This window comes from Rathayibacter sp. VKM Ac-2804, from assembly GCF_009866655.1.
Taxonomy (GTDB): Bacteria; Actinomycetota; Actinomycetes; order Actinomycetales; family Microbacteriaceae; genus Rathayibacter.
This window is the reverse complement of sequence record NZ_CP047420.1, coordinates 26,859-45,607: the sequence shown is the minus strand read 5'-3', so window position 1 is coordinate 45,607 and position 18,749 is coordinate 26,859. Positions and strand designations below refer to the sequence as shown.

Sequence of the window (18,749 nt, the reverse complement as noted above, 5' to 3'; positions counted from 1 at the left end):
TGGGCCCGGAGCGAATCCGCGAGGTCGGCGACCGTGGCGCACGACTCCGCCGAAACGGACCCTTCTGCGCGGATCGACGGGCGAATCGGCGCCCGATATCAGCCCGCGACCAGCCTTTTCGCAGGTAGCACCCCCCTTCCGGGGCTAGATTCGCGAGGTTCCCGCCAAGGCTCCTCCCAGGGGTCGAAGATGGTGCGGACATCTCGGCTGCGCACACCCGGCGGCCATCCGATCGACCTGCGACTCCGAACACCTGGCGGAGCGGCAGGGCGTCGGTCCACCTTCAAGAGGAAGGATCGGATCGCGTGACGGGACCCGAACCCGGAAGCGACCACAGAACAGTCAGCATCGATCAGCAGTCCGAGACCCTCCGACTCCTGCCCTGGCCGCAGACGGACGTCACCGCGCTCCGCAGCGATCTCGCGGAGTCCGGGGAGCATCTCGAGACAGAAGGCGAGTTCCTCGACCGGCACGACCGCTACCTGCGCGGTTGGGCCGAGGGGAGCGGTTTCTTCTACGCGATCGAGCTCGACGGGCACTGCGTCGGCTCCATCGGCTATTGGTACGGCCACTCGCGTGGCACCCTCGCCTACGAGACGGGCTGGAGCATCGCTCCCACAGCCCGCGATCGCGGCGTCGTGACGCGCTCCGTGCGCCTGCTCCTCGAGGAGGCGGCGGCGTTCCCGCTGCCGCGCTTCGTGCACGCGTACGTCCCCGCGGACGACGCGGAGGACAGCGCGATCTGCGTCGAGGCCGGCTTCGACCGCGTCGACGTCGTGGAGGCGGGCGACCCGCCCGTCCTCTACGCCGACTGGGCGTTCGACCTCGCCGACGTGGCGTAGGAGCGGCGCGCTCGCGCCGGCGATGGGCCGATCATGCTGATCGAGTAGCCCGCGCAGCGGGCGTATCGAGATCCACCGTTCTGCAGTGCGTGGGGTCTCGATACGCGCTGCGCGCCACTCGACCAGCATGATGGCGCGCTGGCGCGCCCGTTCTTCACGCGTTCCGCGATCGAATCGCGCGCTGTCGCACCCGTTCCTTGCGAGCTTCGCGACCAGCGGGGTTGCCGGGATGTTCACGCGTCTCGGCCGCGCTGGGCCTGTCCATGCTGATCGAGTAGCCCGCGCAGCGGGCGTATCGAGATCGGCTCTCCTGCAGAACGCCGGCGCGACACGCGCTGCGCATTCCTCGAGCAGCAGGAGCGCCGGTCGTGACGCGCCACGGTCGACATCGTGACCTCGCGTTCCTATCATCCATGTATGGGTACGACGCGGACGGCGAAATCGACGGGGCTGGCTGGGCGATGAGCGCCCAGGACGGCGATCTCCGACCGATCTCCTCGCTCGTCGTCTCAGCCGGCGATGGCGTCGTCGCCACGGGTCGGCTGGAGCGAGGGGCCGGAGGCCTTCGCCTCGCCGCAGTGGGCGCCGGCCTCTAGGACATCGTCGTCGAGCAGGCGGCGCCGAGCGTTCCGCTGACTCTCGAGTCCGCTCCCGCCGGCGTCGACGTCGTCACGGTCGAGGGCGTCTGGCGGGGCGAAGGAATCACCGAGGCCCGCATCGTCCCGTTCCGAGAGCCGGTGCGATTCCCGGACGCTCTCGGCGACCGTGCCGAGCCTCCTCTCGTCGCCGGCGGCCGGACGACGAGAGCGGAAGTCCTCGCGGTGGAGGTGATGGCTGTCGTCGACGGTCTCCGCGAGTCCGGGCTCGTGTCCTACGTCGCCCACTGCGACGAACGCGGGTGGTTCGGGATCGCGAGTGCCACTGATCCGGAGCCGGTCCGCCGCGGTCTCCGCCGTGTCCTGGGCGACTCCTTCCTGGTTGTTCATTCCCCCTGGGGACTCCAGACGCTCGACGCCATCGACCGCATCTTCGAGAGCGACGTCGTCGGCCGGGAGACCCTCCACATCGGACGCTTCATCGATCCACACGGCCGCCTCCGCTCCAGCGCACTGGTCCGCTTCGTCTCTCCCGCGCTGGCCCGCGCCCTCGGGGACACAGGCGCCAGCGCTGTAGACCTCGCCGCCTGGATCACTCCCTCGTCGCCAGACTTCTGATCTTCAGCATCCTCGTGCTGGGCGGTGACCGCCCTGCGCCGGGTCGAGCTCGCCTCCGCCTTGCACTCGCGCGTCCACCGGATCGAGCTGCTGGCGGTCCTGCTGCTGGAGTCGCTCGCGTGGCTGATCCCGGTCGGCTCGGCGGGCCTCGCCGTCGCCCTGTTCTTCTCGAGCACCGGTCCGCCTGTCGACGCAGCGGCGACCCTGATCCAGGGCCTTCGGACGCCGGCCGTCGCCGTGCTGTGCGCGGGGACGGGCGTCGTTCTCGGCGTGTTGACGACGCGCGAGAAGCACCTGTTCCGCTACTTCAAGAACCGCTGACGGCGTCGCGGGTGCGTCACCCTTCTGTGGAAAGTGGGGTCTCGATACGCGCTGCGCGCTACTCGACCAGCATGACGGCGCGCTGTCGCACCCGTTCTCTGCACGCACCGCGACCACGTTGCGCGCTGGCGCGCCCGTTTCCCTGCGCGCTGCGCGACCAACAGGGGTGCGGGGATGTCCACGCTTCTCCGCCGCGCTGGGCCCGCCCATGCTGATCGAGTAGACCGCGGAGCGGGCGTATCGAGATCCACCAGCGTCAGAAGTCGAGTCTGCAGAGTCCGCCTGCTGATGACGGTGGGTCTCGATACGCCCCTGCGGGGCTACTCGACCAGCATGACTGTGCGCCGTCGTGGGCGCGTCCGCCGCGGCGGACCGTTGGCGGCCCCGCGTCAGAGGCGGTGGGACGCCAGCCACGGGCGGAGGACCGCGAGGAACTCCTCCGGTCGCTCGACGCTCGGGAGGTGGGCCGCGTCCTCGAAGACGTGGGCGTCGGCGCCCGGCACGGTCGCCGAGAGGAAGGCGTGCACGGGGAGCGACTCGGAGACGTCGTGCGCGCCGACCATCGCGAGCGTGGGCACGGCGATGTCGACGACGCGGTCGTAGGCGGGCGGCTCGATCGCGGTCGGCCGCGGCTTCTCGCCCTCGTGGCCGGCCCGGCCGCGGGCGAGCTCGCGCACGGTCTCGACGAAGGCGGGATCGAGCGAGGCGGGGTCGCGGTCGGGGCCGAACGCCCACAGCTCCGCCTCCATCCGCGCGACGCGCTCGTGGTCGCCGGCGGTCAGCACCGCGTCGATCTCGTCGAAGCGGCGGTCCTCCTCCTCGGTGAGGTCCGGGTAGGGGAAGCCGCCGACGCCGGGGGCGATCAGCACCAGGCCGGTGACGCGGTCGGGGTGCTCGAGCGTCAGGTCGAGGACGAGCGAGCCGCCGCGGGAGCAGCCGATCACCGTCGCGCGCTCGACGCCGAGGTGCTCGAGCACGTCGAGGGCGTCCTGCCGCGAGTCGAACTCGACGTCGTCCGTCCGGGTCTCGCCGAAGCCGCGGGTGTCGTAGCGGATGACCAGGTGGTCCTCCGCGAGCGCGGGGACGACCGGGTCCCACATCCGCAGATCGGTGATGCCCGCGTGCACGAGCAGGAGGGCGGGGGCGGAGGCGGGGCCGTCCGCCTCCCAGTGCAGGGTCGCTCCGGGGACCTCGAGATGCGGCATGCGCCCACCGTAGGCCCGGCCTCGCGACGGGGCAACGGGCGGCGCCTCCTAGGCTGGACGCGGTGCGCCGACCCGCGCCGACGATCCCAGCCCGCGAGCCGCCCGGCTCCGCCGACGAGACGGAGGACGCCGTGGAGGGAGTGCTCACCGGGTTCGCGATCATCGGGACGGTCATCGCGGTCGGCTACCTGATCGCCCGGTTCGGCCTGGTGCCGCCCGAGGGCCGCGCCGTCCTCACCCGCATCGCCTTCTTCGTCACGACGCCGGCGCTGCTGTTCACGGTGCTCGCCCGCGCCGACGTGACGGTGCTGTTCTCCTCCTTCCTCCTGGTGTCGCTGATCACGGTCGCGATCGTGGCGGTCCTCTATCTGGTCGCGTCGCGGCTGTTCTTCCGCCGGCCCGTGCCGGAGACGGTGATCGGCACCGCCGCCTCCTCCTACGTGAACGCCAACAACATCGGCCTGCCGGTCGCGATCTACGTGCTCGGCGATCCGCAGTGGGTCGCGCCGACGCTGCTCCTCCAGCTGCTGCTGCTCGCGCCGACGATCCTCACCGTGCTCGACGTCTCGACGAGCGGGCGCGCCTCCGTCACGGGCATCCTCACCCAGCCGCTGCGGAACCCGATGATCATCGCCTCGGCGCTCGGCCTGGTCGTCTCCGTCACCGGGGTGCAGCTGCCGGCACCGCTGCTCGAGCCGTTCTCGATCATCGGCAACGCGTCGATCCCGCTCGTGCTGATGGCGTTCGGGATGTCGCTGCGCGGGCAGCGGCCGCTGGAGCCGGGGCCCGGGCGGATCGAGGTCGCCGTCGCCTCGCTGCTCAAGACGCTGGTGATGCCCGCGACCGCCTATCTGCTCGGCCGCTTCGCCTTCGCGCTCGACGCGGAGCACCTCTTCGCGGTGACCGTGACGGCGGCGCTGCCGACCGCGCAGAACATCTTCAACTTCGCCTCCCGCTACGACCGCGGCGTCGCCGTGGCGCGCGACACGGCCCTGGTGACCACCGTCACGGCGGTGCCCGTGCTCATCGCCGTGTCCCTCCTCCTGGGTTGACGACGGCGCGGATCGACCGCCGTCCGCGGGCGGGCGTCGCTTAGGCTCTCTCGAATGAGCACCACGACGACCTCCTCTCGCCGCGCCTCCGGCACCCCTCGCCGCAGCAGACGGGGCCTCTGGATCACCCTGACCGTCCTGCTGGTCCTCGTGATCGGCGCGGTCGTGGCCGTGCTCCTCGCGGTGCAGACCTACGACAAGGCCATGACGGTGCGCGCCAAGCTCACCTCCGCCATCCCGCTGGTCTCGCAGGTCGCCGACCAGCTCACCGGCTTCGACACGGCGGGCGCGGAGTCGACCGCCGGGCAGATCGCCACCCTCACCGGCGAGGCGCGCGACGAGACCGACGACCCGGTGTGGCGGGTGATGGAGATCGTGCCGTTCCTCGGCCCGAACCTCTCCGCCGTGCGCGCCGCGACCGAGATCGCCGACGACGTCTCGGGCAAGATCGTCACCCCGCTCTCCTCCACCTCGCTCGACGTGCTCAAGCCGGTCGACGGCCGGGTCGACATCGCGGCGATCACCGCTCTCTCCGACAAGATCACCGTCGCCAAGGGCGTCGTCGACGAGGCGCAGTCCCGCGTCGAGGGGATCGACCGCGGCGCGCTCGTGCCGCAGGTCGCCTCCGCGCTCGACGCGTTCGCCCCGCAGCTCGAGACGGCGACCAGCGCGATGGACCAGGTCCAGCCGATCACCGCGATCCTCCCCGACGCCCTCGGCGCCAGTGGACCGCGCAGCTACCTCGTGCTCTTCCAGAACCTCGCCGAGGCGCAGGCCCTGGGCGGCGGCGCCTCCTCGGTGATGCAGCTGAACATCGACGGCGGCGCGATCACGGTCGGCACGCAGCAGTCGAGCCAGGACTTCCGCGGACTGCAGTCGGTCTCGGTCGACCAGAGCGCGCTCGACACCTTCGGCGGCAACCTCGCCACCACCTTCAACGTGTCGACGAGCCGCCCCGACTTCCCCACCGCGGCCTCGATCGCGACGCAGTTCTGGGGGCAGAAGTTCCCCGGGGAGAAGATCGACGGCGTGCTCGCGATTGACCCGATGGCGCTGCAGTACCTGCTCGCCTCGACCGGCCCGGTGACGCTCACCGACGGCACCGAGCTGACCAGCGAGAACACCGTCTCGACGCTGCTCAACAAGGTCTACTTCCGCTACTCGGACGCGACGGTCGCCGACGCGACCGACGCCTTCTTCTCGGAGGCCAGCGCCACCATCCTCGGCAAGATCCTCGGCGGCGACATGGAGCCGTCCAAGATGCTCCCGGCCGTCGTGAAGGCCGTCGGCGAGAGCCGGATCCTGGCCTACAGCACCGATCCGGACGAGCAGGCGCTGCTCGCCCCGACCCCGATCGCGGGGGTCCTGCCGAGGGACAACGACGACACCTCGACCACCGGCGTGTTCTTCCAGGACGCGTCGGTCGGCTCGAAGATGGACTACTACCTCGACACCGCGGTCACCCAGTCGAGCACGAACCGCTGCGCCGCCGGCGGCACGAGCTTCTCCACCCAGGTGACGCTGACCAACACGATCACCGAGAAGGTCGCGCGCACGCTGCCCAAGTACGTGGCGGCGAACGGCGGGAACCGCTTCCCGCTCGGCGACTTCGTCACCAACGTCTACGTCTACGGCCCTCCCGGCACGACGACCTCGCAGGCGCAGGCCTCCTGGTCCGACCCGCTCGGCGAGGCGGCCCGGATCTTCGACCCGACCGACGACCTCGGCCGGCCGGTCGCGCGCGTCTCGGTGCAGCTGGCCCCCGGCGAGTCGACGACGGTGACGATCGGCTTCACCGCCGCCGACCCCGCCGCGACCTTCGGCGAGCAGGCCGTCCGGGTCACGCCGATGATCAACAAGACCGAGGTGACGCTCGCGGACGACCCGACCTGCGCCGGCTGAGCGCGGGGCGGCCGGACGACGGCCGCCCCGCTCAGGCCAGAGCGGATCCGGGGATCGAGCTGGTGACGAGCCAGGACGCGAGGAACGCGGTGCCGACGCAGAGCACGAAGGCGACGATCGGGATCCAGAACACCCGGCGGCCGACGAGGTAGCGGATGATCGTCACGCCCACGGCGATCAGCGTCAGGATCGGCGGGCCGATCAGAGCGAGCGAGACGCCCCAGTCGATCCGGTCGTAGTCGCAGGCGATGTTCTGCCCCTCGCACTGGCCGGGGAAGACGGCGAGGATCGCCGCGAGGTAGCCGAGCACCACGCAGAGCAGCCCGAGGGCCAGGCAGCCGAGGATCGAGAGCACCAGGTCCCAGCGGCGGCGCAGCGGCTTGCCGGCGGCGAACGTCTCGCGGACGGAGCGGTAGGCCTCGGTGCGGAACTCGTCGTGCGCCTGCGCCACGGCCGGGCGGCTCGCGGCGGCGCGCTGCGCGGTGGAGGGGCGCTGCGCTGTCGAGGGCTGGTCGGCGCGGGCGCGCTTCTTCTTCGAGGAGGCCACGGTCAGAAGATCATCGGGCGGTCGTCGTCGAGCGAGGTGTCGAGGTCGAGGTCGACGACCACGGGGACGTGGTCGCTCGGGGCGTCGCCCTTGCGCTCGTTCCGGTGGATCGCGGCGCCCGTCACCAGGTCGCCGAAGGCGCGGGAGCCGAGCACGAAGTCGATCCGCAGCCCCTCGTTGCGCGGGAAGCGCAGCTGCTTGTAGTCCCAGTAGGTGTAGCCCTCGGGCACGAGCGGGCGCACCACGTCGTGCAGGCCCGCGGCGGTGAAGGCCTCGAAGGCGGTGCGCTCCTCGGGGGAGACGTGCGTGGATCCGGGGCCCAGCGTCGGGTCGCCGACATCGCTGTCGAGCGGAGCGACGTTCCAATCGCCGACCAGCGCGAGCGGCAGGTCGGGCTCGGCCGCGAGCCAGGCGCGGGTGCTCGCCTCGAGGGCGGCGAACCACTCGAGCTTGTAGTGCCAGTGCGGGTCGCCGACCGCGCGGCCGTTGGGCACGTAGAGGCTCCAGACGCGCACGCCGTCGACCGTCGCGCCGATCGCGCGGGCCTCGAGCGGGAGGGTTCCGTCGGCCGCGGGCTCCTTGGCGAAGCCGGGCATGCCGGGGAAGCCGACCTGGACGTCCTCCATCGGCAGGCGGGAGGCGATGCCGACGCCGTTCCACTGGCTGAGGCCGACCATCTCGACGTGGTAGCCCGCCTCGGCGAAGGCCTCGTGCGGGAACTGCTCGGGCTTGCACTTGAGCTCCTGCATGGCGAGCACGTCGACGTCCTCGCGCACGAGCCAGTCGACGACGCGGCCGGTGCGGGCCCGGATGGAGTTCACGTTCCAGGTGGCGATGCGCATTCCGGAAGTCTAGGAGCCGCCGCCGACAGGATCCCCGCACGGGGTCGGAGGGGGCGCGGTCTCCTCCTGTCGGCCGATTGCGGAACCGCTGTCGGTGGTCGATGGTTGTCTTGCGCCGTCCCTGCAGCGGCCGCTCCTCCGCGCCGCTCGGCCCGAGCCCCGAAGCTCCCGCCGTCCCCGTGCTCGGCCGATCCCGCCCCTCGCGGTCCCGGCCGCCCTCTCCCGCCCCGCCCCGACCGGAGGACCCATGATCCTGCTCCGTCTCGCGTCCTCGTACGCGAAGCCCTACTCCCGGTCGATCGCGGCGGTCGTGGTGCTCCAGCTGATCGCGACCCTCGCGGCGCTCTACCTGCCGAGCCTCAACGCCGAGATCATCGACCAGGGCATCGGCCAGGGCGACACCGACTTCATCTGGGCCACCGGCATGACGATGCTCACGGTCTGCCTCGTCCAGGTCGCCGCGGCGATCGGCGGCGTCTACTTCGGTGCCCGCACCGCGATGGCCGTCGGCCGCGACCTGCGCCGCGACGTCTACCGCCGGGTCGACTCGCTGAGCGGGCTCGAGGTCGGCCGCTTCGGCACCGCCACCCTGATCACCCGCGGCACGAACGACGTGCAGCAGGTGCAGATGCTCGTGCTGATGACGCTCAACTTCATGGTGTCGACGCCGATCATGTGCATCGGCGGGATCGTCTTCGCCCTGCGCGAGGACGCGGGGCTCTCCTGGCTGGTGTGGGTCTCGGTCCCGGTGCTGTTCGTCGTCGTCGGAGTGCTGGTGTTCCTGCTGCTGCCGCTGTTCCGCCTGATGCAGGACCGCATCGACGGGATCAACGGCGTGCTGCGCGAGCAGATCACCGGCATCCGCGTGGTCCGCGCGTTCGTCCGCGAGCCCTTCGAATCCGAGCGCTACCGCCGCTCGAACGAGGCGATCACCGAGGTGTCGATCAAGGTCGGCAACATCTTCGTGCTGATGTTCCCGGCGATCATGATGATCCTGCACCTCGCCACGGCCGCGGTGCTGTGGTTCGGCGGGCACCGGGTCGACGCCGGTCAGATGCAGATCGGCTCGCTGACCGCGTTCCTCCAGTACCTGCTGCAGATCCTCACCGCCGTGATGATGGGCGTCTTCATGGTGATGATGATCCCGCGCGCCGTGGTCTGCTCCGAGCGCATCCAGGAGGTCCTCGACACGCGCACCAGCCTGACCACGCCGACCGGGGGCGTCGACGCGCCGGCCGTCGGCCGCGTCGAGTTCTCCGGGGTCGTCTTCGGCTACCCCGGCGCCGAGCGCCCCGTGCTCTCGCAGCTCGACCTCGTCGCCGAGCCGGGCCGGACGACCGCGATCGTCGGCTCCACCGGCGCGGGCAAGACGACCCTGCTCGGCCTCGTGCCGCGGCTGTTCGACCCGCAGGAGGGCTCGGTCGCCATCGACGGCGTGCCCGTCTCCTCGCTCGACCGCGCGCAGCTCGCGAAGGTCGTCGGGCTCGTCCCGCAGCGGCCCTACCTCTTCTCGGGCACCATCGCCTCCAACCTCCGCTTCGGCCGCCCGGACGCGACCGACGCCGAGCTGTGGGAGGCGCTGCGCATCGCCCAGGGCGAGGACTTCGTCCGGGCGAAGGAGCGCGGGCTCGACGAGCCCGTCTCGCAGGGCGGTACCAACGTCTCGGGCGGGCAGCGGCAGCGGCTCTGCATCGCGCGGGCGCTCGTCGCGAAGCCGCGCGTCTACCTCTTCGACGACTCGTTCTCGGCGCTCGACGTCGCGACCGACGCGCGCCTGCGCGAGTCCCTCGCCGAGGCGACCACCGACGCGACCGTGATCATCGTCGCCCAGCGCGTGTCGACCATCCGGAACGCCGACCAGATCGTCGTGCTCGACGCGGGCCGCATCGTCGGCCGCGGCACGCACGACGAGCTCCTCGAGACGAACGCGACCTACCGCGAGATCGTCGAATCCCAGCTGAGCGTGGAAGGGGTGGCCTGAGATGGCCCGCGCACGCGACACCGAAGCCCAGGCGGCGCCGGTCGCCGAGACCTCCGAGCTCGAGCCCGAGTTCGAGCCCGGCGAGGGCGACGGCGGCATGTTCGGCGACGGCCCGCCCCCGCGGAAGGCGCAGGACTTCTGGCCCTCCGCGAAGCGGCTGTTCGGCCTGCTCGGCCCCGAGCGCGCCCGGATGATCCTCGTCGTCGCCCTCGTGTCGGCGTCGGTCGTCCTCACCGTCATCGCGCCGAAGATCCTCGGCCAGGCGATGGACACCATCTTCAACGGCGTGATCGGCTCGCAGCTGCCCGCCGGCGTCCCGCTCGAGCAGATCATCGAGCAGCAGCGGGCCGAGGGCAACGGCACCTTCGCCGACATGCTCTCGAAGACCGCGATCGTGCCCGGGGAGGGCATCGACTTCACGGTGCTCGGCCGCCTGATCATCATCGTGCTGCTGATGTACGTCGTCGCGTCGGTGCTGATGTGGGCCCAGGGCTACATCCTCAACGGCCTGGTCATGCGGGTCGTCTTCGGGCTCCGCCAGGACATCGAGGCGAAGCTCAACCGCCTGCCGCTGCGCTTCTTCGACACCCGGCAGCGCGGCGACGTGATGTCGCGCGTGACCAACGACGTGGACAACATCCAGACGGCCCTGCAGCAGGCGTTCTCGCAGCTCGTCCAGTCGGTGCTGACGATCATCGGCATCGCCGTGATGATGTTCATCGTCTCCTGGCAGCTCGCGCTGATCGCGCTCGTCTCCATCCCGCTGTCCGGCGTGATCGCGGGCGTCATCGGTGCCCGCTCGCAGAAGCTCTTCGCCGCGCAGTGGAAGAACACCGGCGCGCTGAACGGCCACATCGAGGAGACCTTCTCGGGCCTCGAGATCGTCCGCACCTTCGGCCGCGACCGGGAGATGCTCGAGGAGTTCGACCGCCGGAACGATGCGCTCTACTCGGCCTCGTTCGGCGCCCAGTTCGTCTCGGGCATGATCATGCCGGCGATGACCTTCGTGTCCTACCTGTCGTACGTGCTGATCGCCGTGGTCGGCGGCCTGCGGGTCGCCTCCGGTCAGCTCACCCTCGGCGACGCGACCGCGTTCATCCAGTACTCGCGCGAGTTCACCCAGCCTGTGACGCAGCTCGCGAGCATGGCGAACATGCTCCAGTCGGGTGTCGCCTCGGCCGAGCGCACCTTCGAGCTGCTCGACGCGGACGAGCAGGAGCCCGAGACCGCGGTCGACTCGCTCCCGGAGCGCACCGACGGCCACGTCGAGTTCGAGGACGTCTCCTTCTCCTACGACCCGGAGCAGCCTCTGATCGAGGGCCTGACCTTCTCGGCCCAGCCGGGCCAGACGGTCGCGATCGTCGGCCCGACCGGCGCCGGCAAGACCACGCTGGTCAACCTGGTGATGCGCTTCTACGAGCTCACCGGCGGGCGCATCCTGCTCGACGGCGTCGACATCACCCGGATCGGCCGCGGCGACCTCCGCTCGCGCGTGGGCATGGTGCTCCAGGACGCCTGGCTCTTCCAGGGCACGATCCGCGAGAACATCCGGTACGGGCGCCTCGACGCCACCGACGAGGAGATCGCCGACGCCGCCCGGGCGACGATGGTCGACCGCTTCGTGCAGCAGCTGCCCGACGGCTACGACACGGTGCTCGACGCCGACGGCGGCAGTGTCTCGGCCGGTGAGCGCCAGCTGATCACGATCGCCCGCGCGTTCCTCGCCAATCCGTCGCTGCTCATCCTCGACGAGGCGACCTCCTCGGTCGACACCCGGACCGAGCTGCTCGTGCAGCACGCCATGGCGGCGCTGCGCACCGACCGCACCTCGTTCGTCATCGCGCACCGCCTCTCCACGATCCGCGACGCCGACACCATCCTGGTGATGGAGGCCGGCCGCATCGTGGAGCAGGGCGCCCACGAGGAGCTCCTTCGGCGACGCGGCGCCTACTACGACCTCTACATGACGCAGTTCCGCGGCGGAGCCGAGGAGGGACAGGGCGAGAAGGCCGGAGCGACGCGCGCGGGCGGTGCCGAGTCCGCGCCGTAGGCGTGCACCGTAGAGTAGGCGCGTGAACGACGCACGCCAGCAGCTCATCGAGTACATCGGCTCCGACGCCGTCTTCCACGGGGACTTCACCCTGACGAGCGGCAAGAAGGCGAGCTACTACGTCGACCTGCGCCGCGTCAGCCTCGACCACCGGGTCGCGCCGCTCATCGGCGACGTGATGCTCGACCTCATCGCTCCGATCGAGCGGGTCGACGCCGTCGGCGGTCTCACGATGGGCGCCGACCCCATCGCCTCCGCGATCCTGCACCGCGGCGTCCTCCGCGGCGTCGAGTACGACGCCTTCGTCGTGCGCAAGGCGCCCAAGGACCACGGCCGCGGCCGCCAGGTCGAGGGCCCGGACCTCGCCGGCAAGCGCGTCGTCGTCGTCGAGGACACCTCCACCACCGGCGGCTCCCCGCTCGCCGCCATCGAGGCCCTGCTGAAGGTCGGCGCCGAGATCGCCGGAGTAGCGGTCGTCGTCGACCGCGCTACCGGAGCCCGCGAGATCATCGAGGACGCCGGCTACCCCTACTTCGCCGCGATCGGGCTGGCCGACCTCGGTCTGAGCTGATGGTGGACGACGGCCGCGAGCGCGGTGACCAGAACGGCGGGCGGCCCGACGGCGAGAAGCCCGAGGCCGCGGAGGCCGAGGCCGTGGCGCCCGAGGCAGCGGAGTCGCGCGAGGGCGAGGACCGCCCCGAGCCGGAGCGCCGCCCCGGCGGCAGCGAGTGGCTCCTCGAGCAGCTGAGCGGCGGGCGCCTGAAGAGCATCTTCGAGGCGCCGCGGACCCCGGCTCCTGCGAGCGAGGCCGCACCCGTCACCGAGCCCGAGCAGGAGCGTCACGAGGACCCCGTCGACGCCGCGGTCCCCGTCGAGCCCGAGCACGACGGCGAGCGGCCCGGCGCGTCCGCGCCCGTCGCGCCCGAGCAGCCCCTCGCGCCCGAGCAGCCCGCCGAGCCGGGGCAGTCCACCGCACCGGAGCAGGTCGCCGAGCTTGAGCAGCCCGCTGAGCCGGCGCAGGTCGCCGAGCCGGCGGAGGTCGCTGAGCCGGAGCAGGTCGCTGAGCCGGAGCAGGTCGCTGAGCCGGAGCAGATCGTCGAGCCCGAGCGGCCGGTCGAGTCCGGATCCTCCGTCGAGTCCGAGCAGTCGGTAGAGACCGAGCGCCCCGTCGAATCGGAGCGATTCATCGCGTCGGAGGCGTCCGTCGGGTCCGAGGCGTCCGCCGGATCCGAGCAGCCCGTCGAGGCCGAGCAGCCCGCCGACGCGGAGCAGCCCGCCGACGCCGAGCAGCCCGTCGAGGCCGAGCGACCCGCCGAGTCCGCGCCCGCCCCCGCGTCCCAGGACGGCACCGAGACGACCGCCGATCCTGAGCCCGCGCCCACCGGCGAGCCCGCGGCAGCGCCTCCGGCGTCGGACGCGCCGGCTGCCGACGCCGACACGTCTTCGGACACGCAGTCCGACGCGCAGGCCGCCGCCGAGCGCGACTCCGCTCGCCGCGGCATCTGGGCCGCCTTCACCGCACCCCGCTCGAAGCCCGCCGCGGAGGATCCCCGCTCCCCGGAGTCCGTCGCCGAGGCGCCGACGGAGGCGGATCCCGACCGTCCGGTCACGCCCTCCCCCCGCTTCCCGCTCGGCCCGGTGCTCCCGCAGACGCCCCGGCCGCCCGCCGCGGCCCCCCGGTCCTCCGCTCCGAGCGCGCCGTCGTCCGCTCCCACGCCGCCCGCCCCCGCCGCGCCCGTGCTGCCCGTCGCCCCGGTCCTGCCCCCCCGCCCCCCCGACCGCCGACCTGCCCACCGCGCCGTCCGCCCTCCGCGAGCCCCGCCACGAGCAGCGCCCGGAGCCCCGCGGCGACCGCCCCGAGGGCGCGACCGCCCCCGAGCCCCGCGAGCCCGCGGAACCGAGCGTCTACCAGTGGCCGGATCCCCGCGGCGGCTGGGACGCGCCGCCGGTCTGGGAGGACGTCGTCGCCCCGCGCGACGAGTCCGCCGACGACGACGGCGGCGACGAGGAGCTCTGGCGCGAGACCGCCGGCGCGTACGCCTGGAACCTCGAGCCCGAGGACGACGCCGCCGGAGCCGACGGGTCGACGGCCGACGCGGCGACCGGAGTGGACGACTCGTCCCGCGGGGACGCGCCCGACGCTGCCGCCGCGCCGCCCGTCGCGCCGTCCAGCACCCCCGCCCGCGCGCACGTGAACGCCGCCAAGCGTGCGCCGCGCGCGTCCCGGAAGCCCCGCGCCGAGAAGCCCCGCGCGGAGAAGCCGCGGGCGGAGAAGCCCGCGAAGACCCCTCCGGCCGAGCCGGTCCCGTCTCTCACGAGCGTCGGTGCCCCGACGCCGGCTCGCCTCCGGAGCCGTCGCCGCCTGCTGATCGGCCTGATCGCCGTCGGCGTCGTGCTCCTGCTCGGCGCGATCCTCGCCATCGGGATCGCCGTGGGCGCGAACGGCGACCGCGACGACCAGGCCGCCGCGCCCGCGCCGGCCGCGACGACCGCCGCGCCGGCCCAGCCCAGCGCGACAGCCAGCGCGGCGCCCACCACCGCTCCCACCGCCGCTCCGCCCACCGTCGGCCCGCTGCCCGCCGGCAGCTACGCCTGGACGGCGCTGCTCGGCGGCGAGTGCCTGCAGCCGTTCGACACGGTCTGGGCCGAGACCTTCACGGTCGTCGACTGCGCCAGCGCCCACACCGGCGAGATGGTCGCCACGGGCGAGCTGACCGACGCGACGTTCCCCGGACAGGACGCCCTGGCCGTCTCGGTCTCCTCGCTCTGCCAGGCGCAGGGCGTCGTCGACGTCACGGGCGCGGAGGCGTACGGCGACGTGCAGGTGTCCGCCTCCTTCCCGGTGACGCAGGAGCAGTGGGACGCCGGCGAGCGCAGCTACTACTGCTTCGTCGACCGCGCCGGCGGCGGCGACATGCTCGGCTCGGTCGACGGCACCCCGTCGGCCTGAGCCGGAGGACGCGACCCGTGGACGAGGCCGGACCCTCCGCCTCCCTCGAGGCGACGACGAACGGCGTCGGGCCGTGGGTCGGCCCGCACCCCGACGACGACCGGCTCGACCCCGAGCTGCTCGAGCACGGCGACTCGCGCAACGTGGTCGACCGCTTCCGCTACTGGCGGATGGAGGCGATCGTCGCCGAGCTCGACGCGACGCGGCACCCCTTCCACGTCGCCATCGAGAACTGGCAGCACGACATGAACATCGGCTCGATCGTGCGCAGCGCCAACGCCTTCGGCGCCGAGAGCGTGCACATCGTCGGGCGCCGCCGCTGGAACAAGCGCGGCGCGATGGTCACCGACCGCTACCAGCACGTGCAGCACCACGAGACGGTCGCGGACCTCGCCCGCTGGGCCGCCGCCGAGGACGTGCCGCTGCTCGCGATCGACAACGTGCCCGGCTGCGTGCCGATCGAGACGTTCGCGCTGCCGGAGCGCTGCGTGCTGCTCTTCGGGCAGGAGGGGCCGGGCCTCTCGGAGGAGGCGATCGCCGCCTCCGTCGCCGTGCTCGAGATCTCGCAGTTCGGCTCGACCCGCTCGATCAACGCCTCCGCCGCGGCGGCCGTCGCGATGCACGCCTGGATCCTCCAGCACGTGCGCTTCTGAACCGGGCGACCCCCACTCTCCAGAAGTCGCGGTACTCGCGCTCGACTCTCGCACCTTCCGAGGAGTGGGATCGCCGTCGTCCGGCCGACCCGCCGCGAGTACGCAGAAGTTGCGGTACTCGCGTGCGACTACCGCAGCTCCTGAGGAGTGGCTGGGCCAGGGCCCGAGGCCGGGCCTGAGGAGCGACGGTGCGGGGCGCCGGTCAGAGGATCTGGTCGTCCGGCGGGAACTCCGACTCGTACGGGTCGGTCGAGAGCAGCTCGTGCACGCCGGTCAGGACCTCGTCGGGGCGGAACGGGTAGCGGTCCATCTCGGCCCGGTCGCTGATGCCGGTGAGGACGAGGACGGTGTGCAGTCCCGCCTCGATGCCGGCGACGATGTCGGTGTCCATCCGGTCGCCGATCATGCCGGTGTTCTCGCTGTGCGCGCCGATCTTGTTCATCGCCGAGCGGAACATCATCGGGTTCGGCTTGCCGACCACGTACGGGTCCTTGCCGGTGGCCTTCGTGATCAGCGCGGCGATCGCGCCCGTCGCGGGCATGACGCCCTCGGCGCTCGGGCCGGTCGCGTCGGGGTTCGTCACGATGAAGCGGGCGCCGCCGACGATGAGGCGGATCGCCTTCGTGATCGCCTCGAAGCTGTAGTTGCGGGTCTCGCCGACGACGACGTAGTCCGGCGCCGTCTCGGTCATGATGAAGCCGGCCTCGTGCAGGGCCGTGGTGATGCCGGCCTCGCCGATCACGAAGGCGCTGCCGCCCGGCATCTGCGACGCGCAGAAGTCGGCGGTCGCGAGGGCGCTCGTCCAGATCCGCTCCTCGGGCACGTGCAGCCCCGACGCCCGCAGCCGCGCCGCGAGATCGCGCGGCGTGAAGATCGAGTTGTTCGTGAGCACCAGGAACGGCGTCCCGGCATCGGTCCACTCCTGGATCAGCTCGGGCGCGCCGGGGAGCGCCTGGTTCTCGTGCACCAGCACGCCGTCCATGTCCGTGAGCCAGGCCTCGACCTCGCTGCGCTTCGTCGCCATGGGGTCGATGCTATCGGCGGCGGCCCGGTGGCGGAGCCCGGACGGGGGGAGCGCAGAGGCTCCCCGGGGCGGCACAGCGCGAGCGGGTTACCCTGAGGACATGAATGGCGAGAACCTGCTGGGCCCCGAACCGACCCTCCTCCCGGACGAGCCCGCGGTCACCGCGGCCCTCGCCAAGCACGCGAACCCGGGAGCCGTCGAGTTCGCCGCGCTCGCCGCCGCGTACCCGCGCTCCCCGCTCGCGTGGGCGCTCCTCGCCGACAGCGTCTGGGGGATCGACGCCGCGCTGCCGTCCTACGCCTACGCGCGCGTCGGCTACCACCGCGGCCTCGACCTCCTGCGCACGGCCGGCTGGCGCGGACAGGGCCCGATCCCGTGGCGCCACGGACCCAACCGCGGCTTCCTGCTCGCCCTTTACGCCCTCCGCCGTGCCGCCGAGTCCATCGGCGAGACCGACGAGGTCGCGCGCCTCACCGGCTTCCTCGAGCAGGCCGACCCGGCCGCCATCCCGGAGATCGAGCGCTATCACGAGGACGCGCTGCCTCCGACGGCCGCCATCGTCATCTTGGGCGCGGACTGATCGCCGCCCGGTCGCGGCGCTCGCGGCGTTGTCGTCGGTCGCCGTAGCTCCGCTACGCCTCCCTCCTCCGCCTTGCGATCACCGCGACCGGACGACGATCAGGCTGAGGCGGTGCAGGGTTGCCACCCCCGCCGCATGCTGGTCGAGTAGCCCCGGAGGGGCGTATCGAGACCCACCCTTCTGAGGACGGTGGATCTCGATACGCCCGTTGCGCGGGCTACTCGATCAGCATGAAAGGGATCCGCTTCGCGGGCTACTCGATCAGCATGGTCAGGCGCGGCGGCGCAGGAGCAGGACCGTCACGAGGGTCAGCAGCGCGCCGAGGGCGGCCGAGCCGGCGGTGACCAGGAAGCCGGACTGCGGGCCGAGGGCCTCGACGGCGAGGCCGCTCAGGGTGGAGCCGCCGGTGGCGCCGAGGGCGATGCCCGTCGGCGGCCAGGCGAGCGCCTCCGTGAGGCGGCTGCGCGGGGCGATCGACTCGACGAGGCTGGAGCCGGTGATCAGCAGCGGCGACGTCGCGAGTCCGGAGACGAAGGCCAGCGCGATCAGCGCGGGCAGCGAGCCGGCGAGCACGAGCACCGGCACGACCGCTCCGAAGACGGCGCCCGCCACTAGGAACCTCGAGCGCGGACCGCCGGGCAGGCGCGCCGCGCCCACGACCACCCCGGTCAGCACGCTGCCGATGCTGTAAGCGGAGAGCAGCAGTCCCGACGCGGCACCCGCACCGGACGCTTCCGCCGTCGCGATCGCGGCGACGTTGAACGATCCGAAGACCCCGCCGATGGTCGCGAACACCGCGACGATGCCGACCAGCCCGAGCGGCAGCCGCTCCCGCGTGGGCGACGCGGCCGAGCGCACCGGAGCGAGCGCCGGCTGCGTCCCCGTCTGCACGAGCAGCGCGACGCCGCCGGCCACGCCGATCCCGAGCCCGACAAGGACGCCGGCCGCCGGGTGCACGAGCGAGGCGAGCAGCGTGACGATCGGGGGTGCGACGACGAAGGCCGCCTCGTCCGCCACGGACTCGACCGAGTAGGCAGTGTGGCGGAGAGCCGGGTCCGTCGTCGCGGCGCTCCAGCGCGAGCGGACCGCCGAGCCGACGTCGAGGACGGCCGCACCGGCGAGGATCCCGAGCGCGAACCAGGTCCAGACGGGGGCGCCCAGCAGCACGGCGGCGACGAGCCCGAGCGAGGCGGCGACGAGCACGGGGAGCGACAGCGCGAGCGCGCGGCGCTGCCCCCACCTGTCCATCACCCGCGACCAGAGCGGCCCGGTCACGGCGAGAGCGAGGGTCAGCGCACCCGACACCGCGCCGCCGAGCGCGTAGCTGCCCGACTGCGCGGACACGAGGACGAGGACCCCGATCGCGAGGCTGCCCTTGGGGAAGCGGCCGAGCCAGCCGGCCGAGGAGAAGGCGAGCGACCCCGGGAGGGCGAACGCCCGCGCGTACCTCCCGGTCGCACGGCTCAGAGCGGAGGTCGAGGTGGTCGTGGGGTCTGGCATGGTCGGATCCGATTCCGGTCGTTCCGACGGCGGAGGCTGCTCCACTGGCTGGACGGACGACAGGACGAGCCTACGCGTGCGGTCCC

The 18,749-nt window shown here is 72.5% G+C and carries 16 protein-coding genes; 10 read left to right on the top strand and 6 right to left on the bottom strand.

Features of this window, described 5'->3' with window-relative positions; all coding sequences use genetic code 11:
- The first annotated feature begins 305 nt into the window (after positions 1–305).
- Positions 306–842: a GNAT family N-acetyltransferase gene (locus tag GTU73_RS00235; RefSeq protein ID WP_160085941.1), complete on the top strand. Its 537-nt coding sequence runs from the start codon at positions 306–308 to the stop codon at positions 840–842.
- A 509-nt stretch (positions 843–1,351) separates the two neighbouring features.
- Here the strand turns inward: GTU73_RS00235 and GTU73_RS00230 are convergent.
- A complete protein-coding gene (locus GTU73_RS00230) occupies positions 1,352–1,930 on the bottom strand; it encodes a hypothetical protein (protein ID WP_160085939.1) in 579 nt (192 codons plus the stop codon).
- 150 nt (positions 1,931–2,080) lie between these two features.
- On the opposite strand from GTU73_RS00230, the gene GTU73_RS00225 reads away from it, so the two are divergent.
- A complete protein-coding gene (locus tag GTU73_RS00225) occupies positions 2,081–2,377 on the top strand; it encodes a hypothetical protein (RefSeq protein ID WP_160085937.1) in 297 nt (98 codons plus the stop codon).
- Positions 2,378–2,766: 389 nt separating this feature from the next.
- On the opposite strand, the gene GTU73_RS00220 is transcribed toward GTU73_RS00225, so the two are convergent.
- On the bottom strand, positions 2,767–3,582 hold the full coding sequence (locus GTU73_RS00220) for an alpha/beta fold hydrolase (protein WP_160085935.1): 816 nt from the start codon (positions 3,580–3,582) through the stop codon (positions 2,767–2,769).
- A gap of 131 nt (positions 3,583–3,713) precedes the next feature.
- Between GTU73_RS00220 and GTU73_RS00215 the strand changes: the two genes are divergently transcribed.
- Positions 3,714–4,634 (top strand): AEC family transporter, encoded by a 921-nt coding sequence (locus GTU73_RS00215; RefSeq protein ID WP_123736312.1) that lies wholly within the window; start codon positions 3,714–3,716, stop codon positions 4,632–4,634.
- Between the two features lie 54 nt (positions 4,635–4,688).
- On the top strand, positions 4,689–6,536 hold the full coding sequence (locus GTU73_RS00210) for a DUF4012 domain-containing protein (protein ID WP_160085933.1): 1,848 nt from the start codon (positions 4,689–4,691) through the stop codon (positions 6,534–6,536).
- A gap of 31 nt (positions 6,537–6,567) precedes the next feature.
- Here GTU73_RS00210 and GTU73_RS00205 read toward each other — a convergent pair whose 3' ends face one another.
- Complete coding sequence (locus GTU73_RS00205; protein ID WP_160085931.1) at positions 6,568–7,083, bottom strand: DUF6264 family protein; 516 nt, start codon at positions 7,081–7,083, stop codon at positions 6,568–6,570.
- Positions 7,084–7,085: 2 nt separating this feature from the next.
- Positions 7,086–7,925, bottom strand: a complete 840-nt coding sequence (locus GTU73_RS00200; RefSeq protein ID WP_160085929.1) for an exodeoxyribonuclease III — start codon at positions 7,923–7,925, stop codon at positions 7,086–7,088.
- Between the two features lie 247 nt (positions 7,926–8,172).
- On the opposite strand from GTU73_RS00200, the gene GTU73_RS00195 reads away from it, so the two are divergent.
- The 5 genes from GTU73_RS00195 to GTU73_RS00175 all read left to right on the top strand — a co-directional run bounded on the left by GTU73_RS00195 (position 8,173) and on the right by GTU73_RS00175 (position 15,559).
- Positions 8,173–9,906: an ABC transporter ATP-binding protein gene (locus GTU73_RS00195; RefSeq protein ID WP_160085927.1), complete on the top strand. Its 1,734-nt coding sequence runs from the start codon at positions 8,173–8,175 to the stop codon at positions 9,904–9,906.
- Position 9,907: 1 nt separating this feature from the next.
- Positions 9,908–11,956, top strand: a complete 2,049-nt coding sequence (locus GTU73_RS00190) for an ABC transporter ATP-binding protein (protein ID WP_160085925.1) — start codon at positions 9,908–9,910, stop codon at positions 11,954–11,956.
- A 22-nt stretch (positions 11,957–11,978) separates the two neighbouring features.
- Positions 11,979–12,527 carry an orotate phosphoribosyltransferase gene (gene pyrE, locus GTU73_RS00185; protein ID WP_160085923.1) on the top strand — a complete coding sequence of 183 codons (549 nt, stop codon included), beginning with the start codon at positions 11,979–11,981 and terminating at the stop codon, positions 12,525–12,527.
- Positions 12,528–14,063: 1,536 nt separating this feature from the next.
- Positions 14,064–14,906: a septum formation family protein gene (locus GTU73_RS00180; RefSeq protein WP_160085921.1), complete on the top strand. Its 843-nt coding sequence runs from the start codon at positions 14,064–14,066 to the stop codon at positions 14,904–14,906.
- A gap of 17 nt (positions 14,907–14,923) precedes the next feature.
- A complete protein-coding gene (locus tag GTU73_RS00175; RefSeq protein WP_160085919.1) occupies positions 14,924–15,559 on the top strand; it encodes a TrmH family RNA methyltransferase in 636 nt (211 codons plus the stop codon).
- Positions 15,560–15,761: 202 nt separating this feature from the next.
- Here GTU73_RS00175 and GTU73_RS00170 read toward each other — a convergent pair whose 3' ends face one another.
- Entirely contained in the window at positions 15,762–16,583 is an 822-nt protein-coding gene (locus GTU73_RS00170; RefSeq protein WP_160085917.1) for an HAD-IIA family hydrolase, read from the bottom strand.
- A gap of 100 nt (positions 16,584–16,683) precedes the next feature.
- On the opposite strand from GTU73_RS00170, the gene GTU73_RS00165 reads away from it, so the two are divergent.
- Positions 16,684–17,163 (top strand): DUF3151 domain-containing protein, encoded by a 480-nt coding sequence (locus tag GTU73_RS00165; RefSeq protein ID WP_160085915.1) that lies wholly within the window; start codon positions 16,684–16,686, stop codon positions 17,161–17,163.
- Positions 17,164–17,433: 270 nt separating this feature from the next.
- On the opposite strand, the gene GTU73_RS00160 is transcribed toward GTU73_RS00165, so the two are convergent.
- Positions 17,434–18,663: an MFS transporter gene (locus tag GTU73_RS00160; RefSeq protein WP_160085913.1), complete on the bottom strand. Its 1,230-nt coding sequence runs from the start codon at positions 18,661–18,663 to the stop codon at positions 17,434–17,436.
- Positions 18,664–18,749 lie beyond the last annotated feature (86 nt).

What these genes read in the sequence shown, in the direction of transcription:
- GTU73_RS00220 (WP_160085935.1), bottom strand. Translation starts at nt 3,582, where the DNA reads ATGCCGCATCTCGAGGTCCCCGGAGCGACCCTGCACTGGGAGGCGGAC.
- GTU73_RS00210 (WP_160085933.1), top strand. Translation starts at nt 4,689, where the DNA reads ATGAGCACCACGACGACCTCCTCTCGCCGCGCCTCCGGCACCCCTCGC.
- GTU73_RS00200 (WP_160085929.1), bottom strand. Translation starts at nt 7,925, where the DNA reads ATGCGCATCGCCACCTGGAACGTGAACTCCATCCGGGCCCGCACCGGC.
- GTU73_RS00195 (WP_160085927.1), top strand. Translation starts at nt 8,173, where the DNA reads ATGATCCTGCTCCGTCTCGCGTCCTCGTACGCGAAGCCCTACTCCCGG.
- GTU73_RS00190 (WP_160085925.1), top strand. Translation starts at nt 9,908, where the DNA reads ATGGCCCGCGCACGCGACACCGAAGCCCAGGCGGCGCCGGTCGCCGAG.
- GTU73_RS00170 (WP_160085917.1), bottom strand. Translation starts at nt 16,583, where the DNA reads ATGGCGACGAAGCGCAGCGAGGTCGAGGCCTGGCTCACGGACATGGAC.
- GTU73_RS00165 (WP_160085915.1), top strand. Translation starts at nt 16,684, where the DNA reads ATGAATGGCGAGAACCTGCTGGGCCCCGAACCGACCCTCCTCCCGGAC.
- GTU73_RS00160 (WP_160085913.1), bottom strand. Translation starts at nt 18,663, where the DNA reads ATGCCAGACCCCACGACCACCTCGACCTCCGCTCTGAGCCGTGCGACC.